Origin of the sequence: Nostoc sp. FACHB-152, assembly GCF_014697475.1 — a bacterium.
In the GTDB taxonomy this organism is placed as follows: Bacteria; Cyanobacteriota; Cyanobacteriia; order Cyanobacteriales; family Nostocaceae; genus Nostoc_B.
Genome location: NZ_JACJRV010000113.1, coordinates 1 through 15878 on the forward strand (window position 1 = coordinate 1; position 15878 = coordinate 15878).

The 15878-nt window shown below is 39.1% G+C and carries 16 protein-coding genes; 3 read left to right on the plus strand and 13 right to left on the minus strand.

The features are described 5' to 3' along the window. Positions 1-118 precede the first annotated feature (118 nt). The 12 genes from glsA to H6G76_RS33590 all read right to left on the minus strand — a co-directional run bounded on the left by glsA (position 119) and on the right by H6G76_RS33590 (position 11023). Positions 119-1186: a glutaminase A gene (gene glsA / locus H6G76_RS33535; protein ID WP_190710473.1), complete on the minus strand. Its 1068-nt coding sequence runs from the start codon at positions 1184-1186 to the stop codon at positions 119-121. Positions 1187-1467: 281 nt separating this feature from the next. Further along, positions 1468-3057, minus strand: a complete 1590-nt coding sequence (locus tag H6G76_RS33540; RefSeq protein ID WP_190710475.1) for a DHA2 family efflux MFS transporter permease subunit — start codon at positions 3055-3057, stop codon at positions 1468-1470. 274 nt (positions 3058-3331) lie between these two features. Beyond that, positions 3332-3928 carry a hypothetical protein gene (locus H6G76_RS33545; RefSeq protein ID WP_190710477.1) on the minus strand — a complete coding sequence of 199 codons (597 nt, stop codon included), beginning with the start codon at positions 3926-3928 and terminating at the stop codon, positions 3332-3334. Positions 3929-4023: 95 nt separating this feature from the next. Further along, positions 4024-4770: a hypothetical protein gene (locus H6G76_RS33550; RefSeq protein ID WP_190710479.1), complete on the minus strand. Its 747-nt coding sequence runs from the start codon at positions 4768-4770 to the stop codon at positions 4024-4026. A gap of 74 nt (positions 4771-4844) precedes the next feature. Then, the gene (locus tag H6G76_RS33555; RefSeq protein ID WP_190710482.1) at positions 4845-5588 is read right to left on the minus strand and encodes a hypothetical protein; all 744 of its coding nucleotides are present in this window, start codon (positions 5586-5588) and stop codon (positions 4845-4847) included. A 53-nt stretch (positions 5589-5641) separates the two neighbouring features. Then, positions 5642-5929 carry a Mo-dependent nitrogenase C-terminal domain-containing protein gene (locus H6G76_RS33560; protein WP_190710484.1) on the minus strand — a complete coding sequence of 96 codons (288 nt, stop codon included), beginning with the start codon at positions 5927-5929 and terminating at the stop codon, positions 5642-5644. Positions 5930-6048: 119 nt separating this feature from the next. Next, positions 6049-7392 carry an HlyD family secretion protein gene (locus H6G76_RS33565; protein ID WP_190710487.1) on the minus strand — a complete coding sequence of 448 codons (1344 nt, stop codon included), beginning with the start codon at positions 7390-7392 and terminating at the stop codon, positions 6049-6051. Between the two features lie 267 nt (positions 7393-7659). After that, on the minus strand, positions 7660-8382 hold the full coding sequence (locus tag H6G76_RS33570) for a hypothetical protein (RefSeq protein ID WP_190710489.1): 723 nt from the start codon (positions 8380-8382) through the stop codon (positions 7660-7662). Positions 8383-8710: 328 nt separating this feature from the next. Further along, positions 8711-9259, minus strand: a complete 549-nt coding sequence (locus H6G76_RS33575; RefSeq protein WP_190710491.1) for an outer membrane beta-barrel protein — start codon at positions 9257-9259, stop codon at positions 8711-8713. 227 nt (positions 9260-9486) lie between these two features. Next, positions 9487-9978, minus strand: coding sequence for a cupin domain-containing protein (locus H6G76_RS33580; RefSeq protein ID WP_190710493.1), 492 nt, complete (start codon positions 9976-9978; stop codon positions 9487-9489). A gap of 55 nt (positions 9979-10033) precedes the next feature. Next, on the minus strand, positions 10034-10486 hold the full coding sequence (locus tag H6G76_RS33585; protein WP_190710495.1) for a hypothetical protein: 453 nt from the start codon (positions 10484-10486) through the stop codon (positions 10034-10036). 261 nt (positions 10487-10747) lie between these two features. Further along, the gene (locus H6G76_RS33590) at positions 10748-11023 is read right to left on the minus strand and encodes a peptidoglycan-binding protein (RefSeq protein ID WP_190710497.1); all 276 of its coding nucleotides are present in this window, start codon (positions 11021-11023) and stop codon (positions 10748-10750) included. A 436-nt stretch (positions 11024-11459) separates the two neighbouring features. Between H6G76_RS33590 and H6G76_RS33595 the strand changes: the two genes are divergently transcribed. Both H6G76_RS33595 and H6G76_RS33600 read left to right on the plus strand, forming a co-directional pair. Further along, positions 11460-12773, plus strand: a complete 1314-nt coding sequence (locus H6G76_RS33595; RefSeq protein ID WP_190710498.1) for a CemA family protein — start codon at positions 11460-11462, stop codon at positions 12771-12773. A 113-nt stretch (positions 12774-12886) separates the two neighbouring features. After that, positions 12887-13798, plus strand: coding sequence for an esterase family protein (locus H6G76_RS33600; RefSeq protein ID WP_190710500.1), 912 nt, complete (start codon positions 12887-12889; stop codon positions 13796-13798). A gap of 288 nt (positions 13799-14086) precedes the next feature. On the opposite strand, the gene H6G76_RS33605 is transcribed toward H6G76_RS33600, so the two are convergent. Next, positions 14087-15076, minus strand: coding sequence for a response regulator (locus H6G76_RS33605; RefSeq protein WP_242056636.1), 990 nt, complete (start codon positions 15074-15076; stop codon positions 14087-14089). 317 nt (positions 15077-15393) lie between these two features. Here H6G76_RS33605 and H6G76_RS33610 point away from each other — a divergent pair. Then, positions 15394-15878, plus strand: a 485-nt coding sequence (locus tag H6G76_RS33610) for an SDR family NAD(P)-dependent oxidoreductase (RefSeq protein WP_190710502.1), incomplete at its 3' end; no start/stop codon positions are given.

A 15878-nucleotide genomic window follows, 5' to 3' on the forward strand; every position in this document is an offset into this window, starting at 1 on the left:
TATTGACATTAAGTCCTAATAAGCGTCCTTTCTACCAACAAGGTCAAAGAGCTATGAGACTTATTCTGTCTGCATTCTAGCCCTTTTTGTAGCCCCTTAAGCGTACAACTATACGCCTCTACTGCATCAAAAATGCGAGATCGTAGCTAGGTTGCACAGCATTATATAGATGTAGCCCAAAATCTTGGGCAAGTTGTTCACAAACTTTGATAGCTCGGATACTATTACCTTTGGCATCCAAAAGAGGGGAAAAAATTCCAATTCCACACTTACCAGGTACGACTGCAACTATACCACCACTAACTCCGCTTTTAGCAGGAAATCCTACTCTATAAGCCCATTCGCCAGCAAAATCATACATTCCACAAGTGTGCATCAGGCTAAGAACATCTTGTACATAACGGCTTTGAATAGCCTGTTCTCCTGTGATGGGGTTGATTCCTTTATTAGCCAAAGTTGCTCCCATTATTGCTAAATCATTGCAAGTCAGTGAAATAGCACATTGCTGAAAGTATATATCTAAAGTTTCCTCAATCTTGTCACTAATCATGCCTGAATTTTTCATCAGATAAGCGATCGCTCTATTTCTATTTCCAGTAGCTTTTTCTGACAAAAATACAGGAATATCCACTTCCATCTGGCGACCTGTGTAATGACGGAACATTTCTAATATCTGTAGAATCCCTACAACGCCATCATTCTCTGTTAATAAATCAGTAGTAGCGATCGCTCCGGCATTCACCATCGGATTCCAAGGGCGATTATTTATTTCATCGAACACGATTGAATTAAAAGCCTCCCCTGTTGGTTCTAAGCCCACTCTCTTTAGTACAGTCTCTCTTCCATATTTTTCTAATGCTAGACCGTAAACAAAGGGTTTAGAAATAGATTGGATAGTAAATCTCTGTTGATAATCTCCTATCCGATAAATCTGTCCATCTGTATTAACTATAGAAATACCAAACCAATCTGGATCTGCCTTAGCTAATTCCGGGATATAGCTTGCAACTTTGCCTTCTTTTACTGATTTATATTTTTCATGTATGGCACTTAAATAACTCTGCAATGGAGAAGCTATGTATTGAAGGCTACTTGGGATTTCTGAGAATGAGCTTATGGCAGTAATTCGCTCTAGATTATGAATATTTTTCTTTGTGAGTAAATTTCCTTGAGTTTGCTCTCTCATATTTTTCCTTAATTATGTATACAACAAAATCCCAACATACTAATATTGAGTTTCTTATGCATCAGCATTTTTGAGGGTGAAGAAAGATAATTTAGTAGCTAAGTTAATAACTAAGAATTCAGAAGTCAGAATATTTAAGGAATTAGCCCAATATTTGAGAATGAAGAAGAAATAAATCAGGCAATCCTAAATTATTTGCCAACAGCAAGATCCCTGACTTCTTTGAGAAGTCGGGGATCTGAAGCTCTCGATTTTGATCATTGACGTATAACTTTAACCTTCTAATGTACAGCCACATTTCCAGAGGCTTTCACCTTTTTGAGAAACAGCACAGCCAGTCCACTCAAAAGTAATGCACAAGCTAGAAAATAAAAGCAATCATTAAATGCCATAACGTAAGCTTCTCGGCGCACAATCTCGTCAATGGCTGCCAAAGCTTGTTGTTTTGCTGTTGTCAAATCAGTCCCTAGACTAGTGAAATATTGAGTCATTTGATTTAGACGTTGTTGTGTTTCTAGGCTGTAGAGTGAAATATTTTCTCCCAAGCGTTGGGAGTGAAATTGTTCTCTATTCGTGACGAGGGTAGCTAAGGTTGCAGTGCCAATAGAACCGCCAAGGTTACGCATCATGTTATATAAACTAGAGGCAGAACCCGCCAGTTGTTTAGGGATACCACCAGTGGCAGTAGTGGAAAGGGGTATCATAATTAAAGGCTGCCCCATTGCCCGCACAAATTGCGACATACGTAATTGAGCCATTGCTGTATCATGGGTCATGTGGGAGTTCATAAAGCAACTCATTGCAAATACACTGACTCCGACTGCAATCATTAGTCGTGTGTCGAATATCTGCATTAATTTAGGTACAAAAGGAATCAGAAATAATTGCGGTAAACCAGCCCACATCATCACTTCCCCAATTTGCAGCGCATCGTAACCTTGAATTTCGCTCAGGTAGAGGGGGAGAATATATAAAGAGCCAAACATCCCTAATCCCAGACAGACGTTGACGATACTGGCAAAAGTGAAATTACGTCTGCTAAATAAGTGTAGGTTGATAAAAGGCTGTTGACGGATGAGTTCAATTAATAAAAAGAGAATAATAAAAATAGTAGCGATCGCAGTTAAGCAAACAATCAAGTTAGAATCAAACCAATCTTTGCGGCTACCTTCTTCCAATACTATTTGCAACGAGCCGAACCCAATTGCCATTGTACCAATTCCCCACCAGTCTCCATGTTTTAATAAGTTCAGCCGCATAGGTTCGGGAGCAATAGCATACCAAACCGCCGTTAATACAATAATTCCGGGTACTATATTGAGATAAAAGATGTATTGCCAACTAAAGTTATCTGTTAACCAACCACCAAGGGTAGGGCCAATAGATGGTGCAAAGGTAGCAGTGACAGAATACAACGCCATTCCCATTGGTAGCATTGCAGGTGGTAGGGAGGTTAGCAAAACAGTAAACGCCATCGGAATTAAAATACCCCCAGTTAATCCTTGTCCCGCCCGGAAAACAATCATTGAGGGTAAATCCCAAGCGTGAGCGCAACAAACTGAGAACAAGATGAATAAAATAACATTGACTATGAGATACCGACGAGTAGAAAATATCTGCGGTAGCCAACTGGTGAGAGGGATAACAATCATCTCTGCAACCAAATAGGAGCTAGAAATCCATGAGCCTTCATCTAAAGAAGCACCTAAAGCCGCCTGTATATCTTTCAACGAAGCATTTGTAATTTGAATATCCAACACAGCCATGAATGCACCCAAGATTGTACCGAATACTCCTATCCAGGTTTTCAGAGAGATAGATGTAGAATTTGGTTGTGGTGGATGTTTGTATAACGTGATTGCTTTAGTCATGATAGTTTTTCCTAAGAATTATTTCTCTTTTCCCATCTTCGCTATGTGTGGAGTTTGTTTGGGTGAAGATAAATCAGTTAAGAAGAACTTAAATTAGCAATAGTAGGGGCGTACAGATATACGTCCCTACTAAACATTGGAGTGATTTGAACTATTAATATAAGTAAGTCGGTAAAACAACTATGTTAAGAAAGGTTAAATAAACTAAATCCCTCTTCCCTCCTGCCTTGTCCTAATTACAATTATTTACGTCCCTCGACTTAGATATTAAAATTTAACGACTGTAGAGAGTAATCAGCATTGCTGATGGAATAACCACAATTTCATGAGAAGAAGGCACAGTTACAGCACCCACAACAGCACCGGCGGCGGCACCACCCAAAATGCCACCTAAAGAAAGACGATGATGACCAAAAATACCTTCAAGGGCTGTCGCTCCTGCGGCTCCTATACCCGCATCTGAGAGAATTTTGCCATCTTTGTGATTAGACTTTTGTTGACCTTCAATCACATCAGAAGCGGCATTTATATTGTAAATATAGCCGCCAAAACTCACAGAATAAGCCACATAACGTAAACCCCCATTTGCAGGCTGAAATTTTCCTTGAATGATTGCTCCAGCAGGGATGTAAGTATCACCAAAGTATGTACCTCTGCTAACTTGTAGATGATAATTGTAACTGCGATCACTATTAAGATAAAGTGGTGTATTAGTTATACTCATCGCCCTAATTGGAATACCTGTAGGTGCTTGTAGTTCATAATTAATTTGCTCTTGAGCAGCAACAGGTTTAATTGATAATAGAGCTACTTCTGTCATACCTACAGTTAACAAACTTGTCAACAATATGCTTTTGATAATGCTTTTCATGAGTTTTATTCTTGCCTAATATTTTTCCAAACTATGTAGAAAAACTAATTTCAAGGGCGTACATACGTACACCCTTAAATTAAAGCTGTTAAATTTTAGTAGACGTAAATTGCTCCAGTGCGGTTGATAGCGAGTGAGCCATCGCCAGGTGTGTCACTTGCAACTTGATGGACTTTGACAATAGTTGTATTGCCAATTTTACTCACGTTATATTTTAAAGAAGCTTCTTGTTGAGAGGGATAAATTAGGACGTTAGATGGTGCAGAAATATAATTCATTTCAGCAGCATTTCCTGGCAGCACTGTCTTAGTTGCAGTAGTTGTCAAACCATATTGCAAGGGAACATTAGTTTGGTTAATGACCTCTAAGTTTAATGGTTGTGTAGGATTAATTCGGGCTACAGGTTGCCAAAATCCCAAATGAAATGTCTTTGGCAGTTTATTTTCCGCTTTAAGTTCATTCACAAGAACCTGCAAATTATGATGAATTTGTGTTTCTTGGGCTGGGGTGTAAAAGGAATTTGCTGTTAGTTTGATTGTCTTGGCATAGGCTTGAAATTCAGCTTTCTGTTCAGGTGTAAAACTTTCCCAAAAAGCTAGGCGATCGCTTTTATTAGTAGGATGTTGTTTGTACACTTGATACAGGTTTAGTTGTGTAGGTGTCAAAATTCTCTGAAATTCAGCTTCAGACTGTTGATTAATGTGGGCGATTTCAGCTTTTTGCTGGGGAGTTAAATTGACTCCTTGCATTAAATCAAATCCAGCAGCGCGAGCTTGCATAGGAACAGCAAGACTAGCAGCAGTAATTGTTCCGAGTAAGATACCCATGAATTTGAATTGCATATATCTCTCCTGAAAATATTTCTGGTAATTTAACTTTTACGGAATAAGTAGGGGTGTATAGCACCCCTATGCACCTATTGAATTGCCACAGTTAAGGTGTAGTTAATAGGATAAGATTTTGGATTGTCTACCTGAATGTGATAATCTTCGGTCTTGGGTAAACGTCCATGCCAAGATTGAGCGCCAGACATATTGCCGTTTTCTAGCACTGTACCATCAACTCCGTATAAGGTTAGCCAAGAAGTATTTGCTCCTGGTGAACTGACATTTACTGACATGAGTTGTCCATATCTAGCGTTTGCCAAATAAGAGCGAGAAGTATGAGGCGCAAGAGTACCACTAATTACCTTAGAAGTAGCACCAGGGGCAAATTCTAGACGCTGTGTACTAGGTTGAGGAGTATTAGGAGCGATCGCAATTCTCAAGTTATAAGCAACATCGGCTGGTTTGAGTGCTTCTATGTAATAGTCTTGAGTTTTCGGTAAGCGACCATTCCAACTGGTTAATTCTTGAGGCGCAAGAATTAACTGTGTACCATCAGCACCACTCATCGTCAGATAGACGGGAGATTGAGAAGAATCTGCTTTGATGCTCATCCATTGATTAGCATCTGCTCTAATTACATAGCGGACTGGGTAATAGTTTTGGTTGTGATATACGACTGTTGAAGTAGCACCAGGAGCGAATTCAATACGTTCTGTTTGATATCCTGCTGGTACTGTACGAGCCGCCGCCGGATGACTAGGTAAAACCATTGCGCCTGCGCTTCCTAAAACAATCATGCTGGAGTAAATCAGACTGCTAATTGTACCTTTCATAATGTTTCTCCTTGGTTGTAAATCTGTTTCAAACAAAATTGGGTATTTCGTCTCTACTTAATTGCAATCAAAACTAATTCATTAGATGTTTGCTGTTGAGACTCCGCTAAATAACACTGGGCGCGAAATCGTAATCCCATCAACTGCTCATATAAAGGATTCAATTTGCATAAAGGTGGAATATGAGCGATCGCATGATTAAAAATTTTGATATCTCTGGCAAATGGGCAACTAGCTGGAATGAGTTTGCATAATAATTGTGCTTGTTGAGAATTACAAATAACGATGCTGTCCAGTTGGTTGCGGATTGGATTAAGTAAATCTAATTTACGTGCGTTCATAATAGATAACCGTGAATTAATGCAAGCTGTTGTGTGGTTTCTTTGTTAATTCAATCTTCTCTCGGTATATAGTTTGGATGGGTGAAGATGGATAAATTAGCAAGAAGTTAGAGAGGAAGTTATTGCAAGTTAACTGTTACGGTGGCAGACATCCCTGGTGTAATTAGAGATTCATAGCCTTGAATACTTTCTTGATTGAAGACGATTTTTACAGGAATACGCTGCACAATTTTTGTGAAATTACCAGTAGCGTTATCAGGCGGTAGTAAGGCAAAATCTGCACCAGATGCAGGGGAAATGCTATCAACTGTACCGATGAAAGTTTTGTTAGGAAATGCATCTAGCTTAACTTCTGCTTGTTCACCAGGACGGATATGATTAAGTTGCGTTTCTTTGAAATTAGCCACTACCCAATTTTGAGGGCTAACCAGTGCGATCAGATTTTGTCCTGGTTGTACTTGCTGCCCTACTTCCACGCTCTTATTACCAATTCTGCCATCAGTTGGAGCAGTAATATTTGTGTAAGAAAGTTGCAATTTAGCATTATTCAGAGCAACTTTAGCTTGAGCGATTTGTACCTCAGATGTAGCATATTCACTACGACTAACTTGTGTTGCCATGCTTTTGGCTGCTGCACTTTGCAAGTCACCTTGAGAAGACTGGAAGTCAGCTTTCGCGCTAGTTACAGCTTGTTGCACTTGTAGGAGTTTTGCTTGTGCTTGTTCAACTCCTTGAACTGCTGCTTGTTTTTGCGCCAAAGCCACATTATATGTTTGACTAGCTGCATCAAAATCTCTTTTAGCGATCGCACCTTGTTGATATAGTTGCGTAAATCGGTTGTAATCTAATTGGGCTTTTTGCAGATTAGCTTCAGCTTCCGCCAGTTGAGCCTTTGCTTGAGGAATTGCTTCTTGAGCTTGAATTACTTGTGCTTGAGCGCTGGCGATGGCTGCTTTAGCATTGTTCACATCTCCTTGCGCTTGGGTATGACTTGCACTCGCAGTCTGAGAAGACAAAGCGATATTGATTTTAGCTGTATTTGCCTGACGAAGAGCCGCTTCTAGTTGTGTCTGTGCTTGTTGGAGTCTAATCTGATAGTCACGGGGGTCGAGTTTAACCAATATTTGTCCTTTTTTGACTAATTGATTATCCCTAACCAATACTTGCTGGACTGTATCAGAAATCCGTGCGCTGATTGGATGAATATCACCTATAACTGTGGCATCATCAGTTTCTTCATGAGTTGAGGCATATTGCCACCAATGATAACCAAAACCAGCAAGAGCGATCGCACCAGCTGCTGTAATTATTCCTAGCAAAGTTTTAAACTTTTGAGTAGGCTTTGCAGGAGAATTCTGCTCATCATCCACTTGATGAGAATCACTCAATACTTCTGGTGTTAGTTCATTTTCTTGACCTTCTTGATGATGTTCATTTTGATGAAATACATTTAATAATTTCATAGCCCTCACCTTCTGGGAAAAATACACTAAATTTTTGTCTTTGTATGTGAATTTTCCCCTGTGAGGAATGCTCTTATAGGCGAAGAAAAATAAGTTAGCAGCAAGATAGTGAAAACCTGTTTTTAGGGGCGCACAGATGTGCGCCCCTAAAAAATTACGTATAAATAGCAACAATTATTTCCTAATATATTTGATTTTTTCAAAAATCAATACATTTGTGTTTGTCTTCTTTGCTGTTTCCTCTTCTCCACTTACGTCATCAAATTGCTATTGATTAATTGCTACCAACTGTTTAAGTGCCTGTACTGTTCCTTTTCCTAGCTGCCAGTGTTCAGTTTCTCCATTATTAAATGTTAATTGTACATCAAGGGTTTGGTTGGGTAATTGAGCGATCGCACCTGCAAGCCGAGAAATATCAAAGCGAGTAAAACCTGTGTAATCATGAGCAGGCGGCACATAAATCGATGCTTCATTAGCCCAATCGTAATATGTGGGATATGAGAAAGGATCAGATTCTATCCAAAATGGATCGGCTGCAAAAGCAGTTGTTTGATAGTAGCCAGGATGCAAAGTTTCCTTTCTGGTATGAGCCTCCTTAATAACTTGATTAATTGATAATAAAGGCTGATTGTTGGTCAGAAGTGTCATTCCAGTTAAATAAGTGCCAGGTTCTCGCAAATATTTATCTTGTAAGTGATAACGCACACCTACTTGAATATCGTTGTTGACGGGATTTTTACTCCAGACAGTAAAGAAGCCAATAGATGAATTACTGGAAGCGTAATCTTTATCTTTGACTGCATAAACTGAACCTGTAAAAAACAATTTACTATAAGGAGCTTGAGCAATTGATACTGGTTTAACAGGAATCTCTGCTGCATAAACTGGAGCCAGAACGGGCGCAAAGGGAATGAAAAAACTACAAGCGATCGCTATTTTTGAGAATTGCTTTTTTATTCCAGATAATCTCATCTTTGAAAAGAGATACATAATAAGTCCCTCATCCTATTTTAAATTTGTACATGAGTTGGAAAATTAGAATTATTTCCAACTCCTAAATTGCCTAAATCAACCTTTATTCAAACGCTCATCCATTTGCAAACTAATTTATTATCTACAATAATCCAATGAGCAATTAACTTATTAGGGGTAGGAGCCTGAATAGGCAGTTGGTATTTTTTCAAATTTAGATAAGTCATAATTTTGCTCCATGAGTATAAGTGTTTAGCCAAATACTTTTAGGTAATGATGGACAGTATTATTCAACAATCTTCTTTTCCTACTGCCCACTTACTAGGTGATGTCAAAACTAATAATTTTAGAATTTGTAGCCAACACCAAGTTGAAAGCTAACAGCATCAGCGTCACTATTTTTATAAGCGTCTAAGCCTAATTTGCCATCTCCAAAAGCAACTATGTTTTTATTGATTGCTGTCTCTACTCCAGTATCTATAACTACTGAATTACGATTACCTAAAGGAGTATCATCGCCTTGTCTGCCAATAAAAGAATAGCCAGCACCAGTGTAAAGATTAGTATTTTTAGCAATCGGTATATCGTAAGTAATTGTTGGTATAGTTGCTGTTGTTTTATCATCAAAAAGAAATGAGCCGCGCACAGAAAGAGGAGTATGAGTAATAGCAACCCGACCTTGAATATCACCACCTACTTGACCATTATCACTACCGTGTCCACCACTAGTAACTCCTGAAGAAATACCTGTACCAATATAGTCACCTTGCATACCTTGTGGAGATGGAGCCGCAACCGCAGATTTTGCAAATGAAAAAGCGATAGTACCAACAATTCCGAGTGGAATTATACAACTTAGTAGAGCTAATTTTGATTTTTTAGTTGAAGCTTTCATCTTTTTTCTCCTCATTTTCTATAACTAATAGAACTTTGTGTTTTATTTCGCCAAAGCAATTAACTTTGTATAGTTACAGTTTCTATTTTTGTTAAAGGAATGTGGATGAAGAAAAATAAGTTAGCGATCAACTTACAAGGAAGTTACACTAATTTCCATAATATTTACAACACATAAACGTAGGGGCGCACATTTGTGCGCCCCTACGTTCTAATATCTATTATTTTTTAAGATTCAGCCGGTGGAGGAAGAATCTCAATGCCGTATTTAGGGGCAGTAGCTAAGATATTTTCCAAGTCTGCGCGAGTAAGAGGTGAGCCGGAAATAACCTGATTTATCGGTTTACCGACATCTGCAATAAAATTTTCAAATCCAGATGGTGTTAACCAAACCAACATCTTTACAGGTAAATATGTCTTATTAGTAAATTGATGTATTTGTCCCTGAGGGGAATAAATAAACATCCCCGGTGTGGCGATAATTTTCTCTCCATCTATATAAAACTCTAATTCTCCTTCTAGTATGTAAAAAGATTCACTATCTTGGGAATGTCGATGAGGAGGTGCGCCACCGCCTTGAGGTGCAACCACCACTTCACACAGGGTATAAGCCTTTCCTGTATCCTCTCCTACTGCTTTAAAGGTATATAAATCCTCAGCAAACCAGTGAGAATTTCCTTGACCGGGTGCTTGTAACAAGCCTGCTTGTTGAATATTCATTTTTATTCACCTAAATTAGTAGTAAAAAACTGAATTATTCCTCATCTACTAACTTTCAAAAATTAACAAAGGGTGTGTGAGGTTGAGGAACATAGTGATTCCGCAAAGGAAAAATAGTCACGCCTAATGTGTAAGGAGTTGGGACTGCTGATTGATTTGTCACTCTCACAAAGTAATCTTCAGAAGCGGGTAACTGACCAATCCAGGTTTGACCACTATTCGTCAGGCGGGTTCCATCGACACCAAATACAGATAAAGTTAGAGGTTGTCCAGTTAGCGAACTAACAGAAATTGAGCCTTGTTGTCCAGCCCTTGCCTTAAATACATAACTATTTAAAGACTCTGGTTGCAAATAGCCTCTCAAAGACTCTGTATCAGTCCCTAGCGCAAATTGAAGACGCTGTGCTGGTAGCACAATAGCCGCCGCAGGTTTCGCTGTTAAAGCTATTTCTAACGCTCCTAGCATTAATACACCAGTCATTATTACATTTTTCAGAATGCCTTTCATGTTTTTTCTTATTTCTTAAAGTTGATGTTGAGAATATATGGAGTCATACAATTTCAGTAAGAATTCAGCACCCAAAAGTCAGAAGTCAGAATAAATAAGAAATTTAGTCTAATTTATATATTTGGTCATCAAATATTATTCAGCTTTCTGAAATATTCTGACTACTGAATTCTTACCAATTTCATAATCTAATTAGAGACACACAACCGTGTGTCTCTAGAGTCATTCATTGATTCCCAAACTTACTAAAATTGGGATTAATTAGTAATTTGGGAGTAATGCAGCCCAGGTATTTGCACCAACAATCCCATCAACTGAAAGCCCCATTGCTCTTTGAAAGTTTTCAACAGCAGTAACAGTTTCATCTAAAAAGTTGCCAGTCACAGGTAAGGTTGTTCCATCAGGTAAAGTACCGTAACCTTCTAAAACTAACAGTTGTTGTAAGATAGCAACTGTTAAACTGGAATACATAGGTTTTTGAATTTGCAATAAGTCATCAGTGAGATTAGTGTTGGCAGTTTTAGTTTCAGTAGTCATGATTATTTTTCCTGTTTAAATCATTGTTGGTTATGGGTGAGTTAGTGTCTCAGCACCACTAATATTGAGTTTCCTGCTTTCCCAGAAATTTGGGGGCTAAGAAAGATAAGTTATCTACAAAGATAAGAAAATATTTTTACTGTGGGTTGGTAATCTAGCTCATGCAGATTTACATTCACGACTAATTCTTACTTCTGTGTGCATGAAAATTGCTAAATTTGATATTAGCCATAAACTCTGCATTAACTTTTTTGATAACTTATCCATCTTCACCCTATCGCGGCTTGTTTAATCCGAAACTAAAGGGCAACTAAATAACTCAAACATACATTGAGAGTTGAGCTTTAGGAAAAGCTGACATTAATACATAGAAACATAAATACTTTTTTATGTATTTATGTTGTTCTGCCTAAATTAAGCAACCCAGCAAGCTAATATGAAAGTTTTATTCACTGCTAAAAATAAACTAAATAGCTTAGTCAATGGATTGGCTACTAGTGGGCTAGAAGATGCCTATCAGGCTGCGAATGCAATCAAAACAATGGAAATAAAGCATTTTGGGGGCGATCGCATTGTCTTATCTGCTAACAATGGTAAAACAGTCGCAGATTATTTTCAGACTCAACTAGAGCGACAATTACTGGCAGTACAGTTTGGATTAGCACAATTTAAGTTCAGTATTTTCTTGGTGACTCCAGATGTTGAAATCAAGACGATTAACGCTAAACAAAAAGAACCAAGCAATTATCAACAGGAGTCAGAATCTCTAACAACTGTAGCAAAACTCAAGTTTATCGAATCAGTAGTATCTAAATATCGTACCCATAGCCAAACTGAACCTCAAGCTATTGAGGCAGAATTTGTTGCTGAAACACCCAAATCAGAACCTCCTGAACCTATCAATGAAGTAGCACCTACAAATCAACTCTCTCCTGCTAACCTTAATCGCTTAGATCGTATTCCAAAAGCTCAACGTGGCTCTTTTTTGCAAAACTTTGCTAATCTCGGCAAAGAAATGAGTCCAGAGTATGAAATGGAAATGGTAAAGGAGCTTCGCAAGCTTCGCCAGCAAGAGCAGACTGCAATTCGTTGGATACTCTTGCTGGTAATCATTCCTCTTGTATTACAAATTACCTGTAAAACCTTTATTTTTACACCGCTTCTTAACCAATTTTTTGATGCTAATCTTCAACATATCGTCATTAACAGCGAATTGAAACAAGAAGCTTTGGCAGAATACAGCCGTGCTAAAGAAATGCTAGAAATCGATCAACTGTTAGGTTTATCTCCTGAATTATCTCCACAAAAAGTAAAGGAAACACTTCAGGAGATTGCCAGCGAACTTTACCACGAAACAGGATATAAACAGCAACAAGGATTGGCAAATTTGTTAGCAGATGTTGTAGCTTTACTGACTTTTGTTAGCCTTGGCTATATGAATCGAGATAAACTCTTGTTGATTAAAGGTTTAATCAATCGTACTTTTCAGGGTTTTAGTGATACTATCAAGGCTTTTATTTTAATTTTAGTAACAGATATGTTTGTTGGTTTCCACTCTCCTGAAGGATGGGAGGTAGTTTTAGGAGGGATTGCCCATCACTTTGGTTTGCCAGAAAATCACAATGCAATTTTTCTCTTTATTGCCACAGTGCCTGTAATTATGGATTCGTACTTCAAGTTATGGATATTTAATTACCTAACACGCTCATCTCCAAGTTCCGTAGCTATCCTTGAAAAAATGAATCAGTAGTTGTTTGATCATAAATTGTATTTCTAAATATCCACAGCATTCAGATACAAAAAGACCTTAGCTGACTTGTTGTAAAAGTAAAAAAAGCCGCTCTATCTTAAGAGCTAGCCACTATGAAACTAAAACGAAGTTTAGTCATCTGCACAGGTATGTCAGCCCTGCTGCTGACCATTGGATATGGATATGTTTTTATTGCTGGCGCACCACAGTTTGATCCTCCTGGAATTGCAGCGAATACAGGATTAACCTTTCAAATTGAACAATTTGATAGTAAAACAATGGGAACTCGGCAATATGGGGTGATTTTGCCGCCAGGTTATACCCAACATCCGCAACAGCGATATCCTGTAATCATTTTATTACATGGTGGGCATGATGATGAACGTGCATATTTCGATAAATACGACATTACATCTGTGTTGCATCAACTTTACCAACAAAACAAATTATCTGCCTCAATTATCATCACGCCCGATGGTAATGATCAACGCGGTTCTAGTCCATTGTGGGATCCGCAGTATTACGATGGAGTGAATGGCAAGCTGAGTACACTCATTGGAACGGAGTTAGTACAAGTAATTCAGTCGCGCTACCGCACATTGAACGCACCGCAATTTTGGGCGATGGGAGGCGTTTCTTCTGGAGGTTGGGGTGCATTGAATATTGGCTTGCGACATCTCAACACTTTTCACACTTTCTTCAGCCATAGTGGCTACTTTACAGACAGCAGTGGTGCCGCCAATAGTCCTGAAAGCTTTGTCAAACAACCTGTGCAACAGCGATCGCTTTTACGCATCTACCTTGATGCTGGCAGGAACGATACGGATTTACTCGCGTCTACGCAACAATTTCATCAAACCTTGAATCGTTTAGGCATTGCGAATGTATTTTATGCCTTTCCGGGTGGGCATGGGCTTTCTGGCGCAGATTATGGCTGGAACTATTTCCATAAGCATTTAGCAAATTCTTTGAGCTATGTCGGGGAGCAATTTAAACAGGCTTTTGCAGAGCATAAGAGTGAATAGTAGTTCACCAAAGAAACTTTGCATGGTGGCGAGCAGAGGGGCGGAGGTGCTGGGGGGCAGAGGGTAATGTACAGTAACTTCTCCCCTGCACCTGAAGCTCCCCTGCTCCCGTGCTGCCTCCACGCAGCAATTTTGGTTTGTCAGACTAATAGATTTGAAAATGCTGGGAGGTCAAACTATGTTAGCCCAACGAACTCGCATTACACTTTGGACAGCAACCTTATTGACAACACTCGCAGGTATTGTTAATTTGCTATCTGCGTTTACTCGTGGCTTGCCTAATCGTGTTCAGTTACTCAAGCCCTTGTTTCCGTTTGAGTATCGAGCAGATGCACATATTTTTGCTGCCTTGACTGGTTTTTTTTTCTGCTGATTTTGGCAGTTAACTTGCTGCGACGTAAACAAACAGCTTGGTGGGTAACGATCATCGCCAACATCCAGCTTGCATAAAATATTGCGGACGTGGGTTTTAACAGTTCCCAATGTTATAAATAAATCTTTAGCGCTCGCTCTAAAAATTTGCTCAGTCGTCGCTGGCTTATGTAAAAATTGTCTTGCGCCTAAACGTGACACAGCTAATCGATCTGCAAGGCTGTCTCGTGCCGTGAAGACGATAATTGGCAAGTCAGGTAATTTCTCTACCAATTCTCGCAGCAATATTAATCCATCTTCTTCTGTACCAGGAAAGCTCAAATCTAGTAGTACTGCGTCAGGAGTTGCTAAAGCCAAGCGCGATCGAGCAGTTGCCAAATCAGGAGCAATTTTCATCCGCATTCCCCAAGCATCTGCTTCTACTAGCAAGCGATCAGTCAGCATCGTATCATCATCAATTACCAACACGCGCTGAGTCTGTTGTATAACAGCAGGTTGAGAAGTTGAAGTAACAGCAGGTTTTATTAACTCTTGTTGCAATGCCGTCACCAGTTGGGAAAACTGTGTAATCTCATCACTTGACAGAGTACGATTGTTTATTAACAGATGCTCAATTGACCTTGCCAGCTTAGATCCTTGTGGATAACCAAACGATCCCATCGAACCTGCCAGCTTGTGAGCTTCATGTTTTGCAGTTTGCTGTAGTTCTTCAGGCAAATTCCCTGATTTAAGAGCAATCTTGGCTTGTCCTAGCACTGCAACTTGTTGACCAAAAGAATCACGAAATCTTTCTAATACTTTATTAACAGAGGCTAAATCTTTGGTACGGGGTTTTTCCTTTTGTTCTGAAGTGACTTCATGAGTAGCAACAGAATGTTCTGGGGCTAGCTTTAAACGATAGCCCATACCATACACAGTTTCGAGGATATCTTCGCTGAATCCTCCGGCTTTTAGCTTCTTTCGTAAATCTTTGATCCAGTATTTTTCGCTGCTTATTCACCTGTGTATGCAGCCATTAGTGGGTTGACCATTCTCCGAGTGCGAACTTCCGTCTAAAACCAGCTTTGCACCTTTAAAATAATGAGAAACTGACTCATCAAAACAAAAATTTATACCAAAAGATAGATACTAACTGCTTGACCTTTATTCAACTTAACTTGACAATACCTGTGTTTGCACTTACACAACCAACAACACTAACTCAAAACTTCATCGTTATCAAAATGACAACTCAAATAAAGGTTGCTGTAGTCACAGGTAGCAATCGCGGATTAGGGTTAGCTATTTCCCGCAAGTTATCTCAACTCGGCATTCATGTTGTACTGACGAGCCGGAATGAAACAGATGGTCTTGCTGCTCACAAGCAATTATCTAGTGAAGGGCTTGATGTCAATTATCATTTACTAGATGTAAGCAGTAATACTAGTGTGGCAGAGTTTACGCAGTGGCTAAGACAAACTTACGGCAAGGTTGATATTTTAGTGAATAATGCTGGTATTAATCCTACAGCCAAGCCAGAAGAATCTAGCTTATTGACCGTTCAACCAGAAACGCTGCAAGCCACATTTAACACTAACGTTATAGCAGTGCTAAGAATTTCTCAAGCTTTAATACCTTTGATGAAAATCAATAACTATGGTCGGATTGTCAATGTTTCTACGGAAATGGCATCTTTGAGTACAATTGCCAGCGATTATTACCCACTAGC

Bases quoted from the DNA above. Each gene is read 5' to 3' on its own strand.
- H6G76_RS33570 (WP_190710489.1), bottom strand. From the start codon at position 8,382: ATGTATCTCTTTTCAAAGATGAGATTATCTGGAATAAAAAAGCAATTC.
- H6G76_RS33605 (WP_242056636.1), bottom strand. From the start codon at position 15,076: ATGGGCTATCGTTTAAAGCTAGCCCCAGAACATTCTGTTGCTACTCAT.
- H6G76_RS33600 (WP_190710500.1), top strand. From the start codon at position 12,887: ATGAAACTAAAACGAAGTTTAGTCATCTGCACAGGTATGTCAGCCCTG.
- H6G76_RS33590 (WP_190710497.1), bottom strand. From the start codon at position 11,023: ATGACTACTGAAACTAAAACTGCCAACACTAATCTCACTGATGACTTA.
- H6G76_RS33540 (WP_190710475.1), bottom strand. From the start codon at position 3,057: ATGACTAAAGCAATCACGTTATACAAACATCCACCACAACCAAATTCT.
- H6G76_RS33585 (WP_190710495.1), bottom strand. From the start codon at position 10,486: ATGAAAGGCATTCTGAAAAATGTAATAATGACTGGTGTATTAATGCTA.
- H6G76_RS33555 (WP_190710482.1), bottom strand. From the start codon at position 5,588: ATGAAAGGTACAATTAGCAGTCTGATTTACTCCAGCATGATTGTTTTA.
- H6G76_RS33550 (WP_190710479.1), bottom strand. From the start codon at position 4,770: ATGCAATTCAAATTCATGGGTATCTTACTCGGAACAATTACTGCTGCT.
- H6G76_RS33565 (WP_190710487.1), bottom strand. From the start codon at position 7,392: ATGAAATTATTAAATGTATTTCATCAAAATGAACATCATCAAGAAGGT.
- H6G76_RS33595 (WP_190710498.1), top strand. From the start codon at position 11,460: ATGAAAGTTTTATTCACTGCTAAAAATAAACTAAATAGCTTAGTCAAT.
- H6G76_RS33575 (WP_190710491.1), bottom strand. From the start codon at position 9,259: ATGAAAGCTTCAACTAAAAAATCAAAATTAGCTCTACTAAGTTGTATA.
- H6G76_RS33560 (WP_190710484.1), bottom strand. From the start codon at position 5,929: ATGAACGCACGTAAATTAGATTTACTTAATCCAATCCGCAACCAACTG.
- H6G76_RS33580 (WP_190710493.1), bottom strand. From the start codon at position 9,978: ATGAATATTCAACAAGCAGGCTTGTTACAAGCACCCGGTCAAGGAAAT.
- glsA (WP_190710473.1), bottom strand. From the start codon at position 1,186: ATGAGAGAGCAAACTCAAGGAAATTTACTCACAAAGAAAAATATTCAT.
- H6G76_RS33545 (WP_190710477.1), bottom strand. From the start codon at position 3,928: ATGAAAAGCATTATCAAAAGCATATTGTTGACAAGTTTGTTAACTGTA.